Below are 20,277 nucleotides of genomic sequence, written 5' to 3' on the forward strand. Positions count from 1 at the left end.
TCGCTGGGACAGGTGGAAGAGACACTGATACGCCGCGCGCTGACACAAAACGGGGGAAACCTCTCTGCCGCAGCGCGTGCGCTGGGCATCACGCGTCCCCAACTGGCCTACCGCGCACGCAAGCGCGGCATCACGAGCTGACCACCAAAGGAATCCTCCCGACGAGGCTCAAGCCTGTCAATGTCCGTCTCATGGACACGGAGATCGCTCGGGTCCAGTCAGCACCGCTTGCGGCGCCCCCCGCATGGACCTCAAGTCAGGATGCTCGGCAAAGCATCGAAAGCTTTCGATGGCCAGTTCCAGATCACGAGTTGCATGGTGGGTACTTTTTGTATGCGCATCCCTGTTCTACTGGGCCTACCTGTGTTGCCTCCGGTGGTGAATGTCTGCCTCGCCCTCGGGGGGTTCTTCGGCAAACCGGATGGAAGGAGAATTTCCTGCGTACCCTGTTCGGTAGAACAGCCTGATCGACCACCCTCCAGTGGCCTCGAACAAAGCGTCCAGCAAAGCCTTTCGCCTCCCACCACAATCTCCGCTGACAGGCTGCCTGATTTCCGTCTCGTCAGCACCTGGTCGACCACGAAGGCTTTCCGACGATGAATTGGAAGGAGGCCGAGTCTTGGCTCTCCAGCACGGAGCCACCCACGGTCCAGGCGAATGCATGGGCAGCGGCGGAAAAAGGCCTGGCTGCTGCAGTTCCGGGAAGCGCCCGGGGCCCGGTTCCAGCTTCGCGAAGCCGAGAGCGCCACACTCCTGTCGTCGCTGGACGATGGTGTTGCCAGAGCCACGCTCGACTACATGGCTCGCACGCTCACGCGCGTCGCCGCAACGCTCGATGGTTTTGCGCAGATCCCGCCGCGGGAAAAGGACAATGTGTCTTGTGTCATCTTTGCGGCTCCAGACAGCACACCACGGACCGCTTCCAAGAAAGATGAATGTCTCAGATGGGCCCAACGCGAAAATATCGGAAGTCGGGAACCCACTGACGACAAGGGCGGCGTCATTTGTCCGGCGGGAGGTTCACAGCTCGCGGGAAGAGCTCCCGAAAGGCTAGAAGCAGCGTCTCCGCACTGAACGGGGATCTACCTACCGAGTCCGCAAATGCCAAAAATCGCGGTTGGGGAAATATGTGCCTCAACAATGGGGCTGCGTGCATTTCTTGAAAGAAGCGGCCCTCAAAGGCTCCATCTGGAGACATGCACAAAGTGATGATTGGGCGGGCCCGAAACTTACAGGCGCTCAACTGCTGCTCGAACTCAGACAGCCCGGCGTCCGAGTTCTCAGTCGCAAAGCAATGTATGTCCGGTTCCCCCTCAACGGCCACCTCCACACGTTCCTTGCTCAGAAACAGTACGGCAATGACGGGTGAGTAAGGCGCGTCGATTGAGAAGTCGTCATCCATCGTTCATTCCAAGGTCTGGTCCTGGCCGGATTCTGCCTTCTGCACAACGCGCGTCCTAGTTGAAGAAAGATGCTACAGGTACCCCAACCGCGCCACTCGCCGTTAAACCATTGCGAGTCAAATAGGCGCCTACCAGGCCGAACCCGACCGAGTAGCCACAGTTCCTTGGGATCTCTTCGCGCGGACTGCCGAAAAACCACGCAGGATGGTTGTACCAAGCCGCATCTAATTGCGGCAACATGCGTTGCAGCATGGCATCGACTTGCGCAGGCGACAGCGCGGTTGCGTAAAAGGGCACGCGTCCCGTGACCTCCGCCTCGAAGTGGCATGCGAGGCCCTCGGATATCAAGGCACCGCGCAACGTCGCACCGTAGCCAACGCGCCCTTCCCGCATGCAATGATGAACCTCGTGGGCAAACAGAGATGGAACCGCCGTCTCAAAGTGCTTTACGAAGTTAGCGTTCCTGGGGTCTAGCTTCAGATGCATGAGGTGCCGACCCTCGGAAAATCCATTAACACCAAGCTCGGGAATCACTTCATCAGACACATAGGTCACAACATCAATTCGATCTGCATGGAGCAACCTCGCTACATCACCCTCCACCGATGACAGCAGTTCGCGCGTTCGCGGCAACCATGGCGTCAATTGCCGGCCAGCGTCAAGGAAATGAAAAGCGATGGTCACGCTGCATTAAGTACGAGTTGGCTGATTCTTGAACGCCTTGCGGGCAGTACGTGCGCCCTTCGGGAACTGCGCTTAGCCGTCCGCTGTTGGCCGCGTGGAGCTTCTAGCAGCTTTGCGGCGAATCCAGTTCCTTCAGCAAATCGCAAGCCAGTTCGGCGAGCTCGCTGTTTGCGTGTGTACTCAACAGCTCCAGTCGCGGCCTTTCGCTTGCAACTCCGATTCGCAACTCGGCCAACCAAGCTGGTCTTGCCGATTCGTCCGGCAACGTACAACTGACGAATCCCAGAAGGATGTCGAGAATCGCGATGGTCAATTTCTCGCTTGCCGTATTCAGTACCTCGAGAATGAACGGCAGCGCGGGAACGGCGGCGGGTGCCGCGTAAACGTGTTGGCACAGCGAGCACCAGAGATCGTGGCTTGCAGCGAGCGCGGTGTTTTCGCCCTGCCCTGCAAGTCGAAGAAGCTGGCCTGGTACAGCGATGGCCGGACCATACGCAGTCTGATACGCCGCCCACGGAACGGCCTGCATGCGTTTGCTGCGCAACTCCACAGTGCCATGGTCTTCGTCCATAGACTCGCCTTTTCAATAGCTTTCGATGCTTTACGTGTTGACTGTGCAGCCAAATGACCAGGCGCTTCGGACGCCCGTTTCTGGCCGACTGTAGCCTGCTGCCACGTCAGCGCAGATGGCTCGCGGGCCACTGAGCCACCATGCTTGACCACCTCAGCGAAGTCGCGCTACTTTCCTCTATTGACACTCAGGACAGCCCATCTGCCGTCGCGGTGTATGTACATGAGGGATGACATTGGTCTTGCCATCGGCATGGCCTGTTCGCTTGATATCAACCGCTCCAAACGCCCCACCGCCGCAGAGTCGTCAGCCGAGGCAAACATGAGCATGCCCTCGGTTGGCATGGCGGCGACCACTCCATTTGTCAGCTTTCTTCCGACGTCCAACCAAATTTCGTCCCAGAGCAAATACACGGCGCTTTGACACTCCGGCGCATACGGAACGTCAATGGCCCAAAAGTTGCCCTCGAAGCTCGTGAACTTCGAAACGCATCTGGTCTTGAAGTTCTTCAATGCCAGTTGGCGGGCCATGTCATGGTTGAGGCTCAGGCGTTCCAAGTCAGCGTGGGTCGCCGCGACAGGCTGACCATCCCTGCCAACGAACGTCAGCGCGATCGACAGGTCTCCCAAGAAAGGGGCCACCACGATCTCTTGCTGTGGGCCCAGCCCCTTTGAATCGCGTTGCGCATTCTCGATATTCGACATGCGCGGAAACAGTTCATTTGCCGCACCTTCGGCGTGCGAAAGGCCGGCAGTGACAAGACCGACAAGGAAAAGGGTTGTGACGCGGGCTCTCATTGGATTCATGTACCTCCGGCAAATTGCTCAACGCCGCATCACTTCGACGCCACAGATGCCCGGAGTCAGGTGAATTTTCGTAGACGTCGCAACCGTGTGGTCCTGGCCGACGGAGGAAGTCTAGCTGCGTGCTGTCGAGCATTCACCCGATCAGGAGGCACGGCTTCTCGCTTGCTCTGAGAGTGCTCCTGCGCTGAGAAAAAAGCGACAGCGGCCGGCATCGAGGCGATTCCCCCCAAGCATTTCCCCCCTGGCCTCTACCAGCACCGGACCGCTGTCGAGACGCAGTGTGCTCGACACCGCCGAACTCCACGTGAAGTCTGTGCGGGAGTTGCGTGAAGCGATACCTGCGGTCCTGCAGGATGCGACGTCGGACCCGCTGACGAGCGCTCGCGGCCGTCAAAGTAATTCTTTCGATGAGCAATCACAGAAGCCAGAAAAGGCCATTGGTGGGCTTCGCAAAACATGTCGTTACGCTCGTTCCGGCATTGCCGCACGACGCAATGCATCCGAATTCAAAAGAACGAACGAGGGTCACACATGCATTCCGACGCAACCGCCGGGCATGGCCATTCGAGCCATCGCCTGATGAAGCGACTCGCCCTGCAAGGCGCCACCGCATTCACGCTGCTGGGCATCTCCGCCGGCGTCCATGCCGCCTGCTCCCTGAACTTCACCTCGCCGAGCAAGGGCGCGAAAGTCACCTCGCCCAACATCACGGTATACGGCACCGGCGGCGGCGATGCCACCACGGGGGACGCCGGCACCGTAACCGCCACCCTCAACGGATCGCCCTTCTTCAGCTACTCGGGCTCGTTCACCGCGGTCGTGTCGTTTCTCGAGGGACGCGGCGTTCCAGTCACGCTGCGCGCGGGCCCGAACTACCTGGCGGTCTCGGGCAGCGTCGGCGGCTGCAGCGCGTCGGACTACATGACGGTCTATTACGACACGTCGGACGTCATCCCGCGCAAGAACAAGGGCGACGGCACCGAGCGCAACGGGCCGCAGTCGTGCACCGGCAACCCCATCAACTTCGCGATGGGCAACAAGGTGCAGGAGGAGGAAGACTTCCGCAGCGCCTCCGCGCACCATCCGCTGAAGTTCTCGCGCATCTTCAACAGCGCCGACGGCTACTGGCGCTACTCGTACTCGACCCGTCTGAGGATCAGCACCGCCGAAGTGGTGCTGCTGCATGCGAACGGTCGCGAATCACCCTTCGCGCGCAGCGGCTCCACCATCACCCGCGACGCGGACGAGCTCGGCACGCTCACGCAGACCGGCACCGGCTGGCTCTATGTCGATGTCGACAACACCCGCTATGAGTTCAACACCACCGGACGCCTGACCAAGCGGACGCATCCCGAGGGCTGGTCCCACAGCCTCTCCTACGGCACCAATGGCGCGGTGACGGTGACCGACGGGTTCGGCAACAGCATCGGCTACACGGAGGACGCCCACTTCCAGCCGCGCACGCTGACCACACCCAACTTCAGCATCGCCTACAACTACGACACAGCGAACCGGCTGACCTCCGTCACCAAGACGGCCGGGGCGAACGTGACGAGTCGCACGTACCACTACGAGAACACATCGAACCCCCGCTTCCTGACGGGCATCACCGATGAACTGGGCGTGCGCTTCGCCACCTACACCTACGACTCGCTGGGACGCGCCACGAGCACCACGCACGCGGGCAATGCCGGACTCACGCAGGTGGCCTACAACGCCGACGGCACGACGACCGTGACCGACGCGGTGGGACGCGCCACGACCTACCACTACACCGTGGTCAACGGCGTCAAGCGCATCTCGCAGATCCAGGGGGAACCTGCGCCCGGCTGCCCGGCCAGCAACTCCTCGTTCACCTACGACGCGCGAGGCCTGCTGGCGAGCCAGACCAATGCGACAGGCAGCGTCACCAGCTTCACCTACAACACCCGCGGCCTGGAGGCCTCGCGCACCGAAGCGCTCGGCATGCCCGAGCAGAGGACCATCGCCACGACCTGGGACACGACGCTGCCGGTGCCCACGCTGGTCAGCCTGACGGGTCGGGACACCGCGTACACCTACGACGCCGTCGGCAGGCAACTCACCGAAACGATCACCGACACCGGCGGCACGGCAGGTTCGGCACGCACGAGCCAGCGGACCTACACCACCGAAGGCCTCATCCACACCTACACCGAGCCCAACGGTGCCGTCACCACGTACGCCTACGACACCCGCGGCAATGTGCTGAGCACGACCAATGCAATGGGCCACGTCACAACCTACGCCTACGACACCGCCAACCGTCTCGCGAGCCAGACCGACCCGAACGGGCTCGTCACCACCTTCACCTGGGATGCGTACGACCGGCTGCTCTCGCGCACTGTGGGCTCCGGCTTGGGGCAGACCACCACCCTCACCTACCACCCCACGGGGACCGTGGCGACGATCTCCCTGCCGACCGGCCTGGTGACCGCCTACACCTACGACGCCGCGCAACGCCTCACGGGCTGGAGCAACAACCGCGGCGAGAGCGGCGCCTACACCCTCGATGCGGCCGGCAACCAGCTGACCGAACAGACGCTCAATGCATCCGGCTCGGTCGCATGGGCAGCCGCCCGCACCATCAACAAGCTCAACCGCATTGCCACGCAGACGCAAGGAAGCAGCCAGAACGAGAGCTTCGGCTACGACGCCAATGGCGATCGCATCGCCCAGGCCAATGGGCTGAACCAGACCACCAGCTGGGGCCTGGATGCGCTGGCGCGCGTCAAGACCATCACCGATGCGGCCAGTGCCAACGCCGGCCTGGGCTACAACGCCCTGGATGCCATCACCCAGGCCAGCGACTTCAACGCGATCACCACCAGCTACAGCCGTGATGCCCTGGGCAACGCCACCGCGGAGGCGAGTGCCGACAGCGGCCCCCGCAGCGGCCAGTTCGATGCGCTGGGCCTGCCCAGCCAGGTCACCGACGCGCTCGGCCAAGCCACCAGCATCACCCGCGACGCATTGGGGCGTCCGACCAGCCTGGTCTTCGCCGATGGAAAGACCACCACCCTGCGCTACGACCTGAGCCCCAACAGCATGGGTTACCTCAGCGAGATCGTCGACCGCGCCGGCATCACCGAGTACACCCGGGATGAACACGGACGCGTCACGCTCAAGAAGCAGACCTTGACCAACGCAAGCATCCAGCAGGTCAGCTACGCCTACAACCCCACCGGAACACTCGCAAGCATCGGCTACCCCGGCAGCGGCACGCTCAGCCACACCTACGACGCCACGGGCCGCCTCACGGGCCTGAGCTGGAACGGCAACCCGCTGGTCTCCGCCATCACCTGGAATGCACTGGGCCAGCCCACGGGATGGAACTGGACGTTCACCACCACCAGTCCGGCGCTGGCGGCCAGCCGCAGCTACGACAGTGCCGCGCGCCTGGCGCAGACCGAGTTCAGCAGCTACACCTACGATGCGGCCGGCCGCATCGGCAGCCTCACCCAGAACCTCTGGGGCCCTGCCGACAGCAATCCCGGCAACAGCACCGTCGTCGCTGCCGACACGACCTGGAGCGTGGGCTACAGCCCGACGGGCCGGATCATCAGCTTCTCCAACACAGCAACTGCCGGCGACAGCGCGAGCTTCGGCTACGACGCCAACGGCAACCGTACGGCCAGCACCCGCGTGCTGGCAGGCCAGACGACCAGCCGCGGCTACACCCTGCAGCCCGGCACCAACCGCCTGGCCGGCTTCAGCCAGACCATCAACGGCGCCAGCAGCACCAGCGTCGCCTATGGCTACAACGCCAACGGCGACCTGACGGGCGACGGCCTCAGGAGCTACGGCTACGACGCGGAAGGTCGCCTGGCCACGGCCACCACGGGCGCAACGGACGTCAGCCCAACGACACGCTATGCGCACAACGCACTGGGCCAGCGTGTGTTCAAGACCGAACCGCTGTACCCGCCCAGCCAAGGTGACGAGAACGACCCGGGCTTCTGGAACAGCCTCGTGGCCTTCTTCACCAAGCTGTGGAGCCCGGCGACGACGCCGGCCGAGCAGCTCGGCTACGCCTATGTCTACGACGAGCAAGGCAGCCTGATCGCCGAGCTCGGCAGCGGCGGCACGCACAGCGCCGGTGAAGCACGCTACATCTACCTGCCGACAGCCAACGGGCCGATGCCGGTCGCTGCGGTGATCAATGGCGCCACGTACGCGGTGCACAGCGATCACCTGAACACGCCGAGAAGGCTCAGCAATGCCGATGGACAGGCCGTCTGGCAATGGGGCTACAGCGCCTTCGGGGAAGACAAGCCGACGCTGGCAAAGAATCGCTTCGCGAACCTCGATGTGACGCCAAACCCCGGCACGACCGGCATCTCCGAGGTAAAGTTCAACCTGCGGTATCCGGGGCAGTACGCGGACGAGGAGTCGGGCCTCTTCTACAACTATTTCCGCAGCTACGACGCGAGAACCGGGCGCTACAGCCAGCCGGACCCGATCGGGCTGGATGGCGGGTGGAATCGCTTCGGGTATGTCGATGCGGATCCGTTGAGCTTCACGGATCCGGAAGGTCTGAGGAACGCGCGGCCCGCAACACGGGGTGGCAACGCCTACGACCGACGCCAGTGGGAGCGGCGCGGACCCAAGCCCATCCAGACACCACGCGGCGAAGGAACCCAGTCGGCTTGGGAGGCTGCAGCCCAAATGCCTGTGCCTGATCCGGAGGCCGGCGACTACCGATTCAGGTGTGTGCGGTGGGAGTGCTCGCAGCGGTCCTGCACACCCGGCAAGTCGCCCACTGATTTCTTGCCGCCAGCCTATTTCAAGGACTCTCCGCCGGAAGGTTGCCGGTGCACGCAGACAATGCTGGGGCCCGTCTTCAACCCACCAAGCTTCGATCCGAAGTCGGACCTGCCTGGCTTGGTGGACAAGTACAGAAACAGCGATGGTCAAATCCGACGGATGCTGGATGCAATACGTCCATGAAGGAGTGAGTGTTGAAGGTCGAGTTCGGAATTGGTGTTGCCGGGGTTCTCATCGGATTGGTCCTGATGGGAACTGGGCAGCGCATGTGCCGCACGACCTGCTGGATCGACAACGTGTTCAAGATGCTCCTGCCCGCCGCGTATGAATCATGGGCAGGCGGCTTGCCGATACTTTTGATCGGGATGGGCATCATCGGACACGCGCTCTACAAGCACTCCAGGAAATCCAGATAGGGCATGCTGCATTTCCTGCGCACCCTGTTCGGGGGAAAGTCAGGTCGGCCGATTTCCGGCGACGTTGAGCCAACCGCCCAGCAGGGTCTGTTACCTCCCGCCGTCATCTCCGCCGACGGACTGCCCGATCTCCATCTTTCCCAACACCTGAGTCTTCACGAAGGCTTTCCGGCGATGAAGTGGGCGGAGGTCGAGTCATGGCTCTCGGACACCGAATCACCGGCAGCCCAGGCGCATGCATGGGAGGCCGCGGAAAAAGCCTGGCTGCTTCATTTCCGGCAGGCACTTGGTCCCGCGTTCCAGCTTCGCGAAGCCGAGAGTGCGATGCTTCTGTCATCGCTGGACGACGGCGTTGCAAGGGCGACCCTCCACTACATGGTGCGCACGCTCGCACGTGTTGCAGCGACGCTCGATGGTCTCGCGCAGATCCCGTCATGGGGAAAGGACATCCTGATCGTCTTCGACGATGCGGAAAGCTACTACAGGTACGTCGCGCACTACTACCCGGACCAGGGTGAGTTCGCATTCAGCAGCGGGATGTACATCAACGATGGGTGTGCCCATTTCGTGACGGTCAAGGCAGACCTCAGCGCGATCGAGCCGGTGATCGCACATGAAATGACGCACAGCTGCCTGGCGCACCTGCCGCTTCCGCTATGGTTGAACGAGGGACTGGCAGTGAATACCGAGCTTCGTATTACAGGCGGCTCCGGGAGCTACCCGGGCACGCACGAACTGCGCAGGAAGCACCTGGGCTTCTGGGGACCACAGGAGATCCAGGAGTTCTGGTCGGGTGAGTCGTTCAAGCGCACCGACGATGGAAACATGCTGTCCTACGATCTCGCCCGGCTGATCGTGAGCCATTTCGCAAGCGACTGGGAGGCCTTCAAGAGATTCGTGCTCGATGCAGACGCTTCGGATGCGGGAGCGGCATCCGCCCGTGAAAATCTCCACATCGATCTGGGTGCGCTGGCTTGCGCGCTGCTCGAGAAAGAACCTTCACCGCCATGGGGTCCGCAGCCGCAGAATTGGGAGCAGCCCAGCGTACCGCCCACGCAGCGCGACACGGTGAGGACTGGATGAGCAGGCGACGGAGTGAGCACAAATGCGCTGGCAGGCCAAATGTTCGCTCATCGGCGCAGCAATGCCGGGCGTTGGCGGCTTCGCAGTTGCCTGGTATTCAGCAGCGACATCGCGCGAAGCCGAGTTGGCGCGCGAATACCTGATGACAGCACCTTCCTTAGATGCCAAGTACAAGTCGATCGATGGATTGATGCTCACCGGTTTCCGCATGGCGAGGCCCCGGTCGCACTTCACCTACTGGGCCAGCACGGGCGACGGACACAAGTTCATCCAGGTGGTCATCGACAAGATCGCGGAGCCATGGTCGGTAGCCGTATCCTCTGACGCGCACGCGCCGTAACTCGACAGGAAACAGCATGCGTACAAGAGGATCGGACCGTTGTGCAACAGCGCAGGGCGACCGATGATGTTCGAAGCGCTTGCCTCACCGCTCGCGTTTGTCGGGGCAGTTGCAGGGCTCCTGTTGGCCTTGCTTCTTCACTGGATCGCCCCGGGCGTCGATTCCACTCAGTCCACCGCCTGGCTGGTCGGAATCGGATGGGCGGCAGGACTTGGCTGGGATCTCCTGCCTGGAGATCGAGAGAAATGAGCCGTCCGCATGAACACCCCTGCCCATGCGAGCGCTTGACCAAGCGAAGGTCCAAGCTCGGCCGGTACCGCGCTCGACGGCGCCTTCATGAAGCTCGTGAGCTGGCGCGACAACGGGTGGGTTTACTCGAGCAAGGGCCTCGAGATGGCGAAAATCGTGTCAAAGTAGGCACGCCATGGAAGCCCCCAAAGAGCCACCTTCGATCTCGCCTCGCGCGGCGATCGCCTATGCGATCGGGTTGCCACTTGCATTGCTTGCGCTCGTCTTCCTGCCTGCGGGCTCGCTCAGCTGGGCTCCGGGATGGGTATTCCTTGCGGTGCTGGTGCTTGGTTTCGGGATCTCGGCGCTGGTGCTCGCACGGGTCAATCCGATGATCTACCGCGCGCGCAGTCGCATCCAGCCGGGAACCAAAGGCTGGGACAAGGCACTGCTGGCGGTCATCCTGCCCATGATGGTGGCCATCCTGCCCGTGGCGGCGTTGGATGCCGGGCGCTATCGCTGGTCGGAAGTGCCAGGCTGGCTCGTGGTGCTGGGCTATGTCGCGGTTCTTGCAGGGATTGCTGTGACTGCGTGGGCACAGGCTGTGAATCCGTTCTTCGAACCCGGCGTGCGCATCCAGTCCGAGCGCCGCCAACTCGTGATCGATACAGGTCCCTATCGATTCGTCCGCCATCCGGGCTATTCGGCGGCACTTGCGTTGTTCCTCGGCATGGCCCTCGCGCTGGCTTCTTTCTGGGCACTCGCCCCCGCCACACTCGCCTCGGCCTTCCTGGTCTTACGGACCTCTTGGGAAGATCGCCTGTTGCAGGCTGAACTTTCTGGATATGCGGACTACGCCCGCCGCATTCGCTGGAGATTGTTTCCAGGCCTCTGGTGAAGGGCGAGTTCCGCGACACCGTTCGTCGCAACGCGATCGTGGGGCCGCCGACGGCGGCCGGCTCGTTCGTGCGACAGGCCGATTCATATGGACCGAGCCCCCGGCCCCTGGTGGCATCGCGCCGGGAATTGGCAGGTGCCTCAAGGCAGGCTTTCGCCCCTGCGCACGCGACAACGAAAGGCATCAGTGCTGATGCTGGCCGACCGCCTCTCATCCCCTGCGAAGCCAAGGGTACGTCTTCAAGAATGACCCGGGAGAGCCGGGTCCGGATGACAGGCCATGCCCCGGATCCGCGGATCAGGCTCGGCCTCTTCGAGCGGGCCCCAATCAGGCGATATGGATCGACCTCGGCCAGTGGTGACGGGTACCACCCGAGCGACGGTCGGCCTTCTCCGGAATGGCGCACCGTGCATTCAATGCGTCGCTGCGCAACTCGAGCTGGCGGAGGCACTCAAGAAAGACGTCATGGTGCTGAGGATCAATGCCCTCGAGAAGATCGATGTTGAGCTCAGCGATGCGCGGGAGCAATTCATCGAAGAGCCGCCGGCCAGCGGCGCTCAGTTGCACATGGACTTCGCGCCCATCGTCGGCATCCCGGCGTCTTTCGATCAGTTGCTTCTCTGCGAGGCCTCGCAGGCCCCGCGAGGTGCTCACCCGATCCAGTTGCAAGCGCTCTGCGAGCGCGGAGGGCTGAATTTCGCCGACCTGCGCGAGCATGCCGATCATTCCCCACTCGCGATGGGTAATACCGAAGCCGCCTTCGACGATGCGCGTTGCCACCCCTCTGCTCGTCCGGGTGGCACGCCACAGCCGGTACAACAGGAGATCGCTCAGGGCACGTGGCGCGCGCAGCGCTGCGGTATCAGGAAAGGCTTGCATAGGAATCGATTGCGTGTGGCCCGACCGTCGGGCAGTTGACTTGGTCAGTAGCTAGCGTTGTTTCAGTACCAGGCTGCAGCTTGAAATGTGCGGCAACTTCTGCCGGGCGGCGAGCTCTTTCTCTCAAAGTACACGGCCCCATCGGGTATGTCAGGTACTGCTCAGCGTGATGCGCAACGGTTGGACAGTCATCTGCCACAACGCGGGCCGGCGCATTCGCACGGCGCCATGCTTGCAACCGACCGATGCAGAACACCGAAGGTGCGATAGAGAACAGCAGTTGCTGCTTCAAGAAAATCTTGGGTGGACTGCGCCAACAGTTGATCGCACGGGTCGGCGTGAACCCGCGGCCGTCGCGCGCCATGCTGATCGCCGCGGCCAAGATCTCCGTCCGGTTCATTCGCGCTTCCAAGGAACTCGCGTGAAAGCAGCCGCTCCTGTCGGCTCGACGCGAGAATCGGGCTCCTCCTGGCACACACGACGCGAGTGATGCTTCAACGACATTCGCGTGCCATCGCTTTCAGACCTACTGCGGCAGCTCGCCGGCCGGGCGCTCCAGCCATTTCATCGACAACCTGTCCAGTTCGCCGCTTCTCTTCGCCTCTTCGATGATGCCGTTCACCCTCAAGCGCAGCGAATCCTCGCCCTTGGGCACTCCGATGTAGTTCGGACTTTCCTTCAACAGCAGCTTGTAGGTGGTTCCCAGCGACGGGTTGCTGGTCATGACGGTGTTCGCGACCGACGCACCCGTGGCGATCAATTGCGCCTGTCCGGACACGAAGGCCGCGACGGTCCTGGTGTTGTCTTCGAAACGCCTGATGTCGGTACCCGCCGGAGCCACCTTGTTGAGTTCCTGGTCCTCGACCGAGCCGCGTGTGACAGCGATCGATTTGCCCGACAGATCGGCAAAGCTCTTGATGCTCAGCGTTTTCGCACCAAAGATGGCTTGATAGAAGGGCGAGTACGCAGCGGTGAAGTCGATCTGCTTCTCGCGGTCGGGGTTCTTGCCCAAGGTAGAGATGACCAGCGCAGCCTTTCTCTTCTGCAGGTACGCAATGCGATTCGCACTGGTCACGGGGATCAGATCGACCTCTACGCCGAGCTTGGCCCCGACATAGTTGGCCATGTCGATGTCCAGGCCGTGCATCTTGAAGTCCCGGTCCATGGATCCATAGGGTGGGAAATCAGGTGGAACCGCGATCGCGATCTTCTTGTTCTTCAGGATCGTGTCCAACGCGCTTTGGGCATGCACTGCGCCGGCTGCCATGAAGCCGCTGAGCGCCAGGCCCAGGACGATTTGCAATCTGCTAATTCCCATGATGCCCAAACGATGAGGAGCGGTTGTAGGTTTGATCTCGAGCGCACGACCGGTCGCTGAAGGCCACGCAGGCCTCTTGCCGCACGAATCGTGCCATTGGTATACAAGACTCATACACCTTCAATCGAAACATCCGTGGTGCGCAAGGTGCCAGCCGGCCCCGAATCGGGGATCCATGCCCCACATTGGGGAATCACCAGACCGGCTGTCGTACGAAGCCGAATGGGTGGTTGAGCGCTATCGGGTTGGCGCCGTGAAGCGGGCGAGTTCGCCTCCTTTGCTATCGAACGCTCGGGACCGATCCGCAGCATTCGCAGCGCCCGGAACTGACACGTCTCACCACATCGCCTCCAGCGCAGCTTGGGCAGGCGCTCTGCGCCACGGTCGTTGGCTTGTCCGCGGAGCTCCCACGCTCGCGCCTGCTTCTCGACGCTTGCATCGCGGCGGAGGTTTCTCGTCTGGCTTGTGCGAGAAACCTCCGGTGCAGCCGGCATTGCGAGGATGGAGGGTGTCTGGGCAGGAGCACCGCCAGCCGGGGCGACCTGCGCGCTGTACCGGGAGTGACTCAAAGACTGCAGCGCCTACAGGACTGCGCCTGTGCATCACCTCGGGCCAGACCTCCTATGAACGCGGGATGCCGATCACGGCCCTCTTCGATTCCACTCGGGGTCGACAGAAAGCATGGGAACCAGTGCAATGCCGAAGCGGACCATCCACAACGCGACCGTGACCTTGAAACTGCCGTCCGACATCGGCGCCAGTGCAGAACTCACCGCCCTGCGGGCAGCCGGCATCCCAGTGGACTCGCTGGGCAACGCGGAGCGCGGCTTTCTGTTCGTGCGGTTGAGCAACGGAAGGAGCCAGACGAACATCTTCCGATGGTTCGCCGGCAATGTTGGGCAGGCACCCGGCTAGCTGATCGGGAAGGGCCTTGATGGCATGCAGACGATGTGATGCGACGCATACACTCAACCCACACCCGGTCACGCGGACCATCCATGCAGCCCAATCCCTACAGTCCTCCTGAAAGCGTCGTCCTTGCAACACCTGCCCGGCGCAGTCCGCGGCCCATCTCGGCGTGGCTCTTGCTGACCCTCTTGGCACTGATGGGGATCGCGCTTGCAGTCGGGATCGCACAGGAAATCTTCCTGCTCGCACCTTATGTCAGGCAAATCCCTGGTCAATGGAGCATCCTGCTGGGTTTGGGCTTTCGCCTCGCCATCCTAGGAGTGATCTTGATCGTCTCGGCAGGTATCTTCAAGGCAAGGCGATGGGGACGCTGGCTGGGGCTGCTGGTGTTGGCGCTTCTTGCCGTCACGAGCCTCTTCGGGCATGACACAACCACCTATGACAGCGAGGCAGAGCGAGCAGGGGGCCTGCTTGCGCAGTTCGTCCTCATGCCGTCGCTGATTGCATGGTGGGCCTATGCCTTCGGATTCTCGGCCAAGGCCAGGCGATATTTCGGACAACAAGGCGACCTGGCCGTGATGGGCGCCTGAGACCCGCATCAAGCGGTTCGGCGACCCGATGTTCGGGCAGGCCTCATCCGCGTTCAGGCAGTCCTCCGACCCTCTGCCGGAACTGCCGTGCCACCGGGCTGTCCTTCCAGACCACCGCCCTGCCCTCGTCGATCGCTGCACGCCCGTAGACGATCCAGGCGTCGCACACGGTGCCGATGGGCTCGATCACCTCGAAGCGCTCGGCGCGCGATGCCGCGAACGACGCGAAGACGATGCCGGCACCGTAGCGGCCTTCTTCCAGGCCCGACTGGACCGCGAGCACCGTGGGTTCGTGGACCACATCCGGCCAGGCGCTCAGGTCCGCATAGCTTTGCGTGGCAGGCTGCACGCCCACCTTGCCCGCGCCTTCCCTGCCGTCCCTGGCTTGCACGAGCGCCATCGGCTGGCTGGGAGAGATGAATGCATCGACCACCGCCATCTCCCTGCGGTAGGTGCCCGTGATCTCCGCCGCCGCGGGATGCACGGCACATTGCAGCAGGTAGTCGGCCTCACCGGCGATCAATGCGCGCGCGCCGCTGTGGAAGTCGTCGAACAGCGTGATGCGCGCGGCATGGGCGAGGCCGTGCGCGGCAAGGTACTGCCCGAGGACGAAGTGATGGTTGCTGCCCCGCGGGCCCAGTGTCGAAAAGATGATCATGTGCTTCAGCGGCAAGGCAAGATGGCCAGGGGATGGTCGCTCACGGCGATGCGCCTTGCCAGGCCTGCGGCATCGGGAAGGACCCAGGCACTGTCTCGGCCGGCTCGTGACCCAGTGAAGGATGCGCGCGCTCATTCAGAGGTCGCGGGTGCGCCGATGATCTCGTCCTCCAGCCTGCAGGTCTCCGCGATGATGAGTTCATAGAGGGCATGCAGGAACGCCGGGCTCATGCCGTGCTCGGCGGCGAAGGCGGCCGCGCGCGCCTGGACCACGCCGATGCGCTGGGGCTGCATCATCGGGATCGCGTGATCGCGCTTGTGCAGCCCGATGCGGCAGCAGCAGTTCAGCCGTTGCCTCAGGGTCTCGAGCAGGGTCCTGTCCAGGCTGTCGAGTTCGTCGCGCAGCGACTGCAGGATGTGCTCGGCGGCATCGTGGCTGCCCACAGGAAGCGGGATGGCGTCGTGGACCGTGGTCATGCGGTCGTCTTGCCCATGCGGGCGCCGTTGTTCCGAGTTCATGAAAGCGCTCCTCATTCCAGCTTGATGCCCTGGCTGGCGATGATCTGGGCAAGCGCCGCCGTATCGGCTTTCACCCGGTGGACCAGCGCCTCGCCCGATATCCCCACGGCCTCGTAGCCGTGCTGGAAGAGCTTCTGCTGCACCTGCGGCGAGCGGATGATTTCCGCGAGGACCTCGTTCAGGCGCCGCGCGATGGGAGGCGGCAGGCTGGCAGGCGCTGCGGCTGCGGTCCAGATCTCGAGCTCGAAGCCCTTCAGCCCCGCTTCCTGCAGGCTCGGGTAGTCCGGCACGAGCGCCGATCGGCGCGCCGAGGTCACGCCGATCGCACGCAGCTTGCCGGCCTTGACCTGGGGTTCGGCAAGGCCCGGCGGCAGCAGTGCGAGCTGCAGCTGCCCGCTGGCCAGGCCGGTGATGACCTGTGGGTTGCCCTGGTAGGGCACATGCACGGCGCCGATGCCTGTGCGGGCCTTCAGGAGTTCCATGCCGAGGTGGCCGATCGTGCCGATGCCGGGCGTCCCGTAGCTCCACTGGCTGCCGGCCGCACGCGCTGCGTCGAGGAAGCCCCGTGCATCGGTCTTCACGACCTCCGGCGCCGCGGCGAGCACCAGGGGCGCCGTGCAGATGATGCTCAGGGGCATCAGGTCCTTCTGCGGGTCATAGGAGATCGACGGATTCAGCACCTTGGCAATGGTCATGTTGCCGTTGATGAGAATGCCGACCGTGTGCCTGTCGGTGGACTTCGCGACGACGTCTGCCGCGATGTTGCCGCTGGCACCGGGTCGGTTCTCGACGATCACGGGCTGGCCCAGCGCCTTCGCCAGCGGTTCGGCAAGCACACGCGCCACGAAGTCGGGCGAGGAGCCGCCGCCAAAGCCCACGACCAGGCGCAGCGGCCGCGTCGGCCAGTTCAGCGCCTCGCCGGGAGGACCCGAGGCGCCCGAGGATCGGGCATCGGCGCGCGCCGCGCTGGAGGCCTGCGCGCAGGCCGTGCCGGCGCACACGAGTGCGCCGACCAGACACAGCAGGCGAGTGAAAGGCGATCGAGTCAGGAGGAAAGACATGGTGATGGAAGTTGGGAACGGGGGCGCCAGTCTTTCCTCGACCGCTCCCCCGATCAACTCCTGCCTGGTGCGCAAGAAGCTGCGCATCAGCGCCGCGCTGCGCAGGCCCTGTCTGCCGGCGGACAGCGCACGATCCTGGCCACGGTGTACTTGCCTGTGGTGCAAGTTCGCTGCCAAACGCAAATGCGTGGCCGATGCATGCAGACATGCCGGAGCGCGCTCGCGTGGCCACCGAACGCCACGCGTGCTCCCGCGCGAGCGTTTGCCCGATCAGGGTTTCGACAGGTACATCGACGTGGTGGTGGACGACGCGTGGCCCAGGTTGTTCTGCACCACCGCCAAGGACACCGGCGCACGCCCTTCCCTTCCGCGCAGGGCATGGGCCCCATGGGAATGCCGCAGCCAGTGCGTGCTGGCCTTTCTCAATTGCGCGGCATCGGCCGCGCCCAGACCCTGCGCGGCGCGCGCGAGGAATGCCTTGATGGCCTGGTACAGCCCCGAGGACGACCAGCCGGCGGGATGCTCGGCGCCCCCACCGAAGCGCGCGAGCAGCGGAACGCCGTGGTTGCCGGGTGCATTCACCTGCCGGTCGAAGCCGTGGCGCGCCAGCTCCTGGCCGAACTCGTCGACCAGCTCGACGGGCACCGCGACCTCGCGGCGCCCGCCACGCTTGCCGGTCACCGACAGCAGCCAGTCGCTGCAACCGAGCCCGTCGGCGGTCGACGGCATTCCCGGTCGCAGGTCTTCGCAGCGCACGCCGGTGATCTCGGCCAGGCGCAGGCCCGTCGCATACAACCAGCGCATGCCCCGGCGCAGACGCCGGCCGGCCTCGGTGTCCACGTGGACCTGCAGCAGCGCATCGATGTGATCCCACTGCGCAAAGCTCAGCGTGCGATTCGCCCCGAGCCGGCCCTGCGCATCCGCCGGCAAGGCGGATTGCGCAAAGGGGTTGCCCACCACGTAGCCCTGCACCACCAGGAAGGCGAACAGGCTTCGAAGAATGATCAGCGTCTGGCGCAGCGCCACCGGCGTCAGCGCACCTTCGAGCGGCCTCCACATCGGTGACCAGCGCTGGTGGTGGCGCGCGCCGCACCACTCGGCGGGAGGCTCCCCGAGAAAGGCCTGGTAGGCCTGCGCATCCTCGCTGGTGAGGGAGGACAAGGCCTTGCCGCGCTCGAGCACCGCCCAGAGCAGCAGCCGCTCCGCCTCCTTGCGGTACGAGCGTTGCGTGGACGTCAGCGGCGCCTGCGCGGGCCCGGCGCGCCCCTTCGAGGCGAGCCACGCGCCCACGGCCTCATGGTCGTCGGTCGCCGCAAGCCGACAGACCTCCCGCGGGGCACGGCAGGTACCCGCGCGACCATCCAGGTTCGCGGGCAGCACGAATTTCTCGTAGGGCACCAATGCGGTGGCTGCCGGAACCACCGATGCCAGGGCGGATGGATTCAGCTGCGCACGCGGTGCAGCGGCGTGCGCGCCCACCCGCAGGCCCAGCACCTGCTCGTGGGCATGCAGCCAGTCCATGATCCGCGTGGCCTTGCGCTGTCCGACGCCCGGCACCTGGACCCACCAGCGCGCCCCGGCACCGTTGATGCGCGCCACCAGCGCGGCCAGCGTCAAAAGCCCTGCACGCTCCAGCCGCGCGGCCAGCACGGGATTCAGCCAGGCGGACACGCCGTCGGCCGGGCGCGGATCCTGGGCGACCAGGCGCTCCAGCCAGTGCAGCGCCTCGAGCTGGCGCTCGATGACGCGCGCGCGCCGGGAGGGCTGGCCGCGGCCCCGGCCCGACGCCCCGCCGCCTTGCGGGAAGGCCGCTTCGTAGGCCTCGACCTGCTCCGCCTCCGAGAAATCCTCCAGGCCCTGGGCTTGCGCGAACTCGGCCAGGCTCGGCAGCGCCGGGGGGGCCGTGAAGCGCTCGGGATCGAGCAGGATCAGACGCGCCGTGCCGGGTCTGCGTTCGCGACGCGCGGCCGCGGCGAAGGCATCCCGGATCCAGGCGATCGTGCGACGCACGGTGCGCAGATCGACATGCTCGCCCTCCAGCCGCAGGTAGCGCTCCCAGCTGGCGCGTTCGTCGACGCCCTGCGCAAGCGCACGCATGAAGGCGAAGTGGCCGCGATGAAGCTTGCGCGGGGACGTTTTCTTCACGGTGAAGGGGGCGACCCGGGCCCCGGCGAGGACTGCCAGAACTTCCACCAGCGGCGCGGCGCGACCACAGGCTGCGGCAGTTGCTGGGCGCGGCTGACACGCGCGCGCTGGCGCCATTCGACTTCCAGCGCATGGGCCACGCCGTAGGCCTGCTTCGTGCCGCGCGAGGCGCGGGCCCGCCACTCGATGGCCAGGCGCTCAAGCACTTCGTCATCCAGTCCGGCCAGTTCCTCCGGACTCGGAACGGGGTGGCGGCTCATCGGCTCATGTCCCCTGCCCGGCGCCGGGCAGCGGCTCGGCCCAAGCCGATCGGACCGGGATGCTGACATCCGAAATCGCCCGCGCGACCGCGGCTGCCTGGCCGCTCAACTGCGGTCATCCCCCTGCAAATCATCGTGCTCACTGAGACCCTCATTGTGTTGTTTGCCTTCAATGCTACCGGTGCGCCAGGCGCGAACACGGGGAAGGCCAGCATGCTGGCCTTCCCAATTTCCACTCCCTGTCTGGATCCGTCTCATCCGAAGAGAGATCGATACTCACATAATCATCAATGATAATTTGCGATGTCGGCGAGTGCAAATCCGAGAAGGCAGGCTCAGGATCGCGCGCAAGTGATTGATTCAGAATGACTTTTCCCAGGCCGCCGTGCGCCGGGCCAGTGCGGTGGAATGCGCTTGCGCCGTCGTGTTGAGCATTTGGCTTCGGTCTTCGCCGTAAGTGGCCGCTCGCATTGAATATTCCGGGGCGTCTCTTCATCGAACCGCCGGGCTTGGGCCGCGACGCTATCACCCCGGCACCCGGGCTTGCCTATCGCGACGCGGGACCCGCCTCCCAACCCAAGGCTATCAGCCTGATGCTTCTGTCGACAAAACGAAGGCCCGTCCTCGGCATCCGCCGTCCGCATGGGCACCCTTGAATGGGGTCGACAACCTGGATCACGCCCCTTGCTATCCCGGCTTCCATCAGGGCACCCGCCCCGCCACTG

At 64.1% G+C, this 20,277-nt stretch carries 19 protein-coding genes; 9 read left to right on the top strand and 10 right to left on the bottom strand.

Annotated features, from left to right (window positions below):
• The first annotated feature begins 12 nt into the window (after nt 1-12).
• Nucleotides 13-141: a helix-turn-helix domain-containing protein gene (locus tag ABL840_RS20680; protein ID WP_418115955.1), complete on the top strand. Its 129-nt coding sequence runs from the start codon at nt 13-15 to the stop codon at nt 139-141.
• A 1,316-nt stretch (nt 142-1,457) separates the two neighbouring features.
• Here the strand turns inward: ABL840_RS20680 and ABL840_RS20685 are convergent.
• The 3 genes from ABL840_RS20685 to ABL840_RS20695 form a co-directional block, all read right to left on the bottom strand.
• Complete coding sequence (locus tag ABL840_RS20685; RefSeq protein ID WP_093307243.1) at nt 1,458-2,087, bottom strand: DUF2268 domain-containing putative Zn-dependent protease; 630 nt, start codon at nt 2,085-2,087, stop codon at nt 1,458-1,460.
• Between the two features lie 103 nt (nt 2,088-2,190).
• Nucleotides 2,191-2,658 carry a hypothetical protein gene (locus ABL840_RS20690; protein ID WP_093307244.1) on the bottom strand — a complete coding sequence of 156 codons (468 nt, stop codon included), beginning with the start codon at nt 2,656-2,658 and terminating at the stop codon, nt 2,191-2,193.
• A gap of 167 nt (nt 2,659-2,825) precedes the next feature.
• On the bottom strand, nt 2,826-3,455 hold the full coding sequence (locus ABL840_RS20695) for a hypothetical protein (protein ID WP_146075520.1): 630 nt from the start codon (nt 3,453-3,455) through the stop codon (nt 2,826-2,828).
• Between the two features lie 540 nt (nt 3,456-3,995).
• On the opposite strand from ABL840_RS20695, the gene ABL840_RS20700 reads away from it, so the two are divergent.
• The 5 genes from ABL840_RS20700 (at nt 3,996) to ABL840_RS20720 (ending at nt 11,214) form a co-directional block, all read left to right on the top strand.
• Nucleotides 3,996-8,432 (top strand): RHS repeat-associated core domain-containing protein, encoded by a 4,437-nt coding sequence (locus tag ABL840_RS20700; RefSeq protein ID WP_093307246.1) that lies wholly within the window; start codon nt 3,996-3,998, stop codon nt 8,430-8,432.
• A gap of 11 nt (nt 8,433-8,443) precedes the next feature.
• Nucleotides 8,444-8,665, top strand: a complete 222-nt coding sequence (locus ABL840_RS20705) for a hypothetical protein (RefSeq protein WP_093209462.1) — start codon at nt 8,444-8,446, stop codon at nt 8,663-8,665.
• 3 nt (nt 8,666-8,668) lie between these two features.
• Nucleotides 8,669-9,748 carry a hypothetical protein gene (locus tag ABL840_RS20710; protein WP_093307247.1) on the top strand — a complete coding sequence of 360 codons (1,080 nt, stop codon included), beginning with the start codon at nt 8,669-8,671 and terminating at the stop codon, nt 9,746-9,748.
• Between the two features lie 22 nt (nt 9,749-9,770).
• Nucleotides 9,771-10,088, top strand: coding sequence for a hypothetical protein (locus tag ABL840_RS20715; RefSeq protein WP_093307248.1), 318 nt, complete (start codon nt 9,771-9,773; stop codon nt 10,086-10,088).
• A 424-nt stretch (nt 10,089-10,512) separates the two neighbouring features.
• Nucleotides 10,513-11,214, top strand: coding sequence for a methyltransferase family protein (locus ABL840_RS20720; protein ID WP_418115956.1), 702 nt, complete (start codon nt 10,513-10,515; stop codon nt 11,212-11,214).
• 327 nt (nt 11,215-11,541) lie between these two features.
• Here ABL840_RS20720 and ABL840_RS20725 read toward each other — a convergent pair whose 3' ends face one another.
• The gene (locus tag ABL840_RS20725; protein WP_093209467.1) at nt 11,542-12,093 is read right to left on the bottom strand and encodes a MarR family winged helix-turn-helix transcriptional regulator; all 552 of its coding nucleotides are present in this window, start codon (nt 12,091-12,093) and stop codon (nt 11,542-11,544) included.
• Nucleotides 12,094-12,338: 245 nt separating this feature from the next.
• On the opposite strand from ABL840_RS20725, the gene ABL840_RS20730 reads away from it, so the two are divergent.
• Nucleotides 12,339-12,518, top strand: coding sequence for a hypothetical protein (locus ABL840_RS20730; RefSeq protein ID WP_093429422.1), 180 nt, complete (start codon nt 12,339-12,341; stop codon nt 12,516-12,518).
• A 101-nt stretch (nt 12,519-12,619) separates the two neighbouring features.
• On the opposite strand, the gene ABL840_RS20735 is transcribed toward ABL840_RS20730, so the two are convergent.
• Nucleotides 12,620-13,411 carry a transporter substrate-binding domain-containing protein gene (locus ABL840_RS20735; RefSeq protein ID WP_093209535.1) on the bottom strand — a complete coding sequence of 264 codons (792 nt, stop codon included), beginning with the start codon at nt 13,409-13,411 and terminating at the stop codon, nt 12,620-12,622.
• A 696-nt stretch (nt 13,412-14,107) separates the two neighbouring features.
• On the opposite strand from ABL840_RS20735, the gene ABL840_RS20740 reads away from it, so the two are divergent.
• Nucleotides 14,108-14,326, top strand: a complete 219-nt coding sequence (locus ABL840_RS20740; RefSeq protein ID WP_093209468.1) for a hypothetical protein — start codon at nt 14,108-14,110, stop codon at nt 14,324-14,326.
• Nucleotides 14,327-14,409: 83 nt separating this feature from the next.
• A complete protein-coding gene (locus ABL840_RS20745) occupies nt 14,410-14,910 on the top strand; it encodes a hypothetical protein (RefSeq protein ID WP_143043016.1) in 501 nt (166 codons plus the stop codon).
• A 43-nt stretch (nt 14,911-14,953) separates the two neighbouring features.
• On the opposite strand, the gene ABL840_RS20750 is transcribed toward ABL840_RS20745, so the two are convergent.
• The 5 genes from ABL840_RS20750 to ABL840_RS20770 form a co-directional block, all read right to left on the bottom strand.
• A complete protein-coding gene (locus ABL840_RS20750; protein WP_093307249.1) occupies nt 14,954-15,568 on the bottom strand; it encodes a hypothetical protein in 615 nt (204 codons plus the stop codon).
• Between the two features lie 131 nt (nt 15,569-15,699).
• Entirely contained in the window at nt 15,700-16,086 is a 387-nt protein-coding gene (locus ABL840_RS20755; RefSeq protein WP_418115957.1) for a chorismate mutase family protein, read from the bottom strand.
• An 11-nt stretch (nt 16,087-16,097) separates the two neighbouring features.
• The gene (locus ABL840_RS20760; protein WP_240652216.1) at nt 16,098-17,147 is read right to left on the bottom strand and encodes a Bug family tripartite tricarboxylate transporter substrate binding protein; all 1,050 of its coding nucleotides are present in this window, start codon (nt 17,145-17,147) and stop codon (nt 16,098-16,100) included.
• Between the two features lie 270 nt (nt 17,148-17,417).
• Entirely contained in the window at nt 17,418-19,292 is a 1,875-nt protein-coding gene (locus ABL840_RS20765; RefSeq protein ID WP_093307250.1) for a site-specific integrase, read from the bottom strand.
• Nucleotides 19,289-19,552: a hypothetical protein gene (locus ABL840_RS20770; protein WP_093209474.1), complete on the bottom strand. Its 264-nt coding sequence runs from the start codon at nt 19,550-19,552 to the stop codon at nt 19,289-19,291. Before ABL840_RS20770 ends, ABL840_RS20765 begins: the two co-directional genes overlap by 4 nt.
• Nucleotides 19,553-20,277: the final 725 nt, after the last annotated feature.

This window comes from Variovorax sp. NFACC27 (genome assembly GCF_048301545.1).
Taxonomy (GTDB): Bacteria; Pseudomonadota; Gammaproteobacteria; order Burkholderiales; family Burkholderiaceae_C; genus Variovorax; species Variovorax gossypii.

What these genes read in the sequence shown, in the direction of transcription:
- ABL840_RS20690 (WP_093307244.1), bottom strand. Translation starts at nt 2,658, where the DNA reads ATGGACGAAGACCATGGCACTGTGGAGTTGCGCAGCAAACGCATGCAG.
- ABL840_RS20695 (WP_146075520.1), bottom strand. Translation starts at nt 3,455, where the DNA reads ATGAGAGCCCGCGTCACAACCCTTTTCCTTGTCGGTCTTGTCACTGCC.
- ABL840_RS20700 (WP_093307246.1), top strand. Translation starts at nt 3,996, where the DNA reads ATGCATTCCGACGCAACCGCCGGGCATGGCCATTCGAGCCATCGCCTG.
- ABL840_RS20710 (WP_093307247.1), top strand. Translation starts at nt 8,669, where the DNA reads ATGCTGCATTTCCTGCGCACCCTGTTCGGGGGAAAGTCAGGTCGGCCG.
- ABL840_RS20715 (WP_093307248.1), top strand. Translation starts at nt 9,771, where the DNA reads ATGCGCTGGCAGGCCAAATGTTCGCTCATCGGCGCAGCAATGCCGGGC.
- ABL840_RS20720 (WP_418115956.1), top strand. Translation starts at nt 10,513, where the DNA reads ATGGAAGCCCCCAAAGAGCCACCTTCGATCTCGCCTCGCGCGGCGATC.
- ABL840_RS20725 (WP_093209467.1), bottom strand. Translation starts at nt 12,093, where the DNA reads ATGCAAGCCTTTCCTGATACCGCAGCGCTGCGCGCGCCACGTGCCCTG.
- ABL840_RS20730 (WP_093429422.1), top strand. Translation starts at nt 12,339, where the DNA reads ATGCAGAACACCGAAGGTGCGATAGAGAACAGCAGTTGCTGCTTCAAG.
- ABL840_RS20735 (WP_093209535.1), bottom strand. Translation starts at nt 13,411, where the DNA reads ATGGGAATTAGCAGATTGCAAATCGTCCTGGGCCTGGCGCTCAGCGGC.
- ABL840_RS20740 (WP_093209468.1), top strand. Translation starts at nt 14,108, where the DNA reads ATGCCGAAGCGGACCATCCACAACGCGACCGTGACCTTGAAACTGCCG.
- ABL840_RS20745 (WP_143043016.1), top strand. Translation starts at nt 14,410, where the DNA reads ATGCAGCCCAATCCCTACAGTCCTCCTGAAAGCGTCGTCCTTGCAACA.
- ABL840_RS20750 (WP_093307249.1), bottom strand. Translation starts at nt 15,568, where the DNA reads ATGATCATCTTTTCGACACTGGGCCCGCGGGGCAGCAACCATCACTTC.
- ABL840_RS20755 (WP_418115957.1), bottom strand. Translation starts at nt 16,086, where the DNA reads ATGAACTCGGAACAACGGCGCCCGCATGGGCAAGACGACCGCATGACC.
- ABL840_RS20760 (WP_240652216.1), bottom strand. Translation starts at nt 17,147, where the DNA reads ATGTCTTTCCTCCTGACTCGATCGCCTTTCACTCGCCTGCTGTGTCTG.
- ABL840_RS20770 (WP_093209474.1), bottom strand. Translation starts at nt 19,552, where the DNA reads ATGAGCCGCCACCCCGTTCCGAGTCCGGAGGAACTGGCCGGACTGGAT.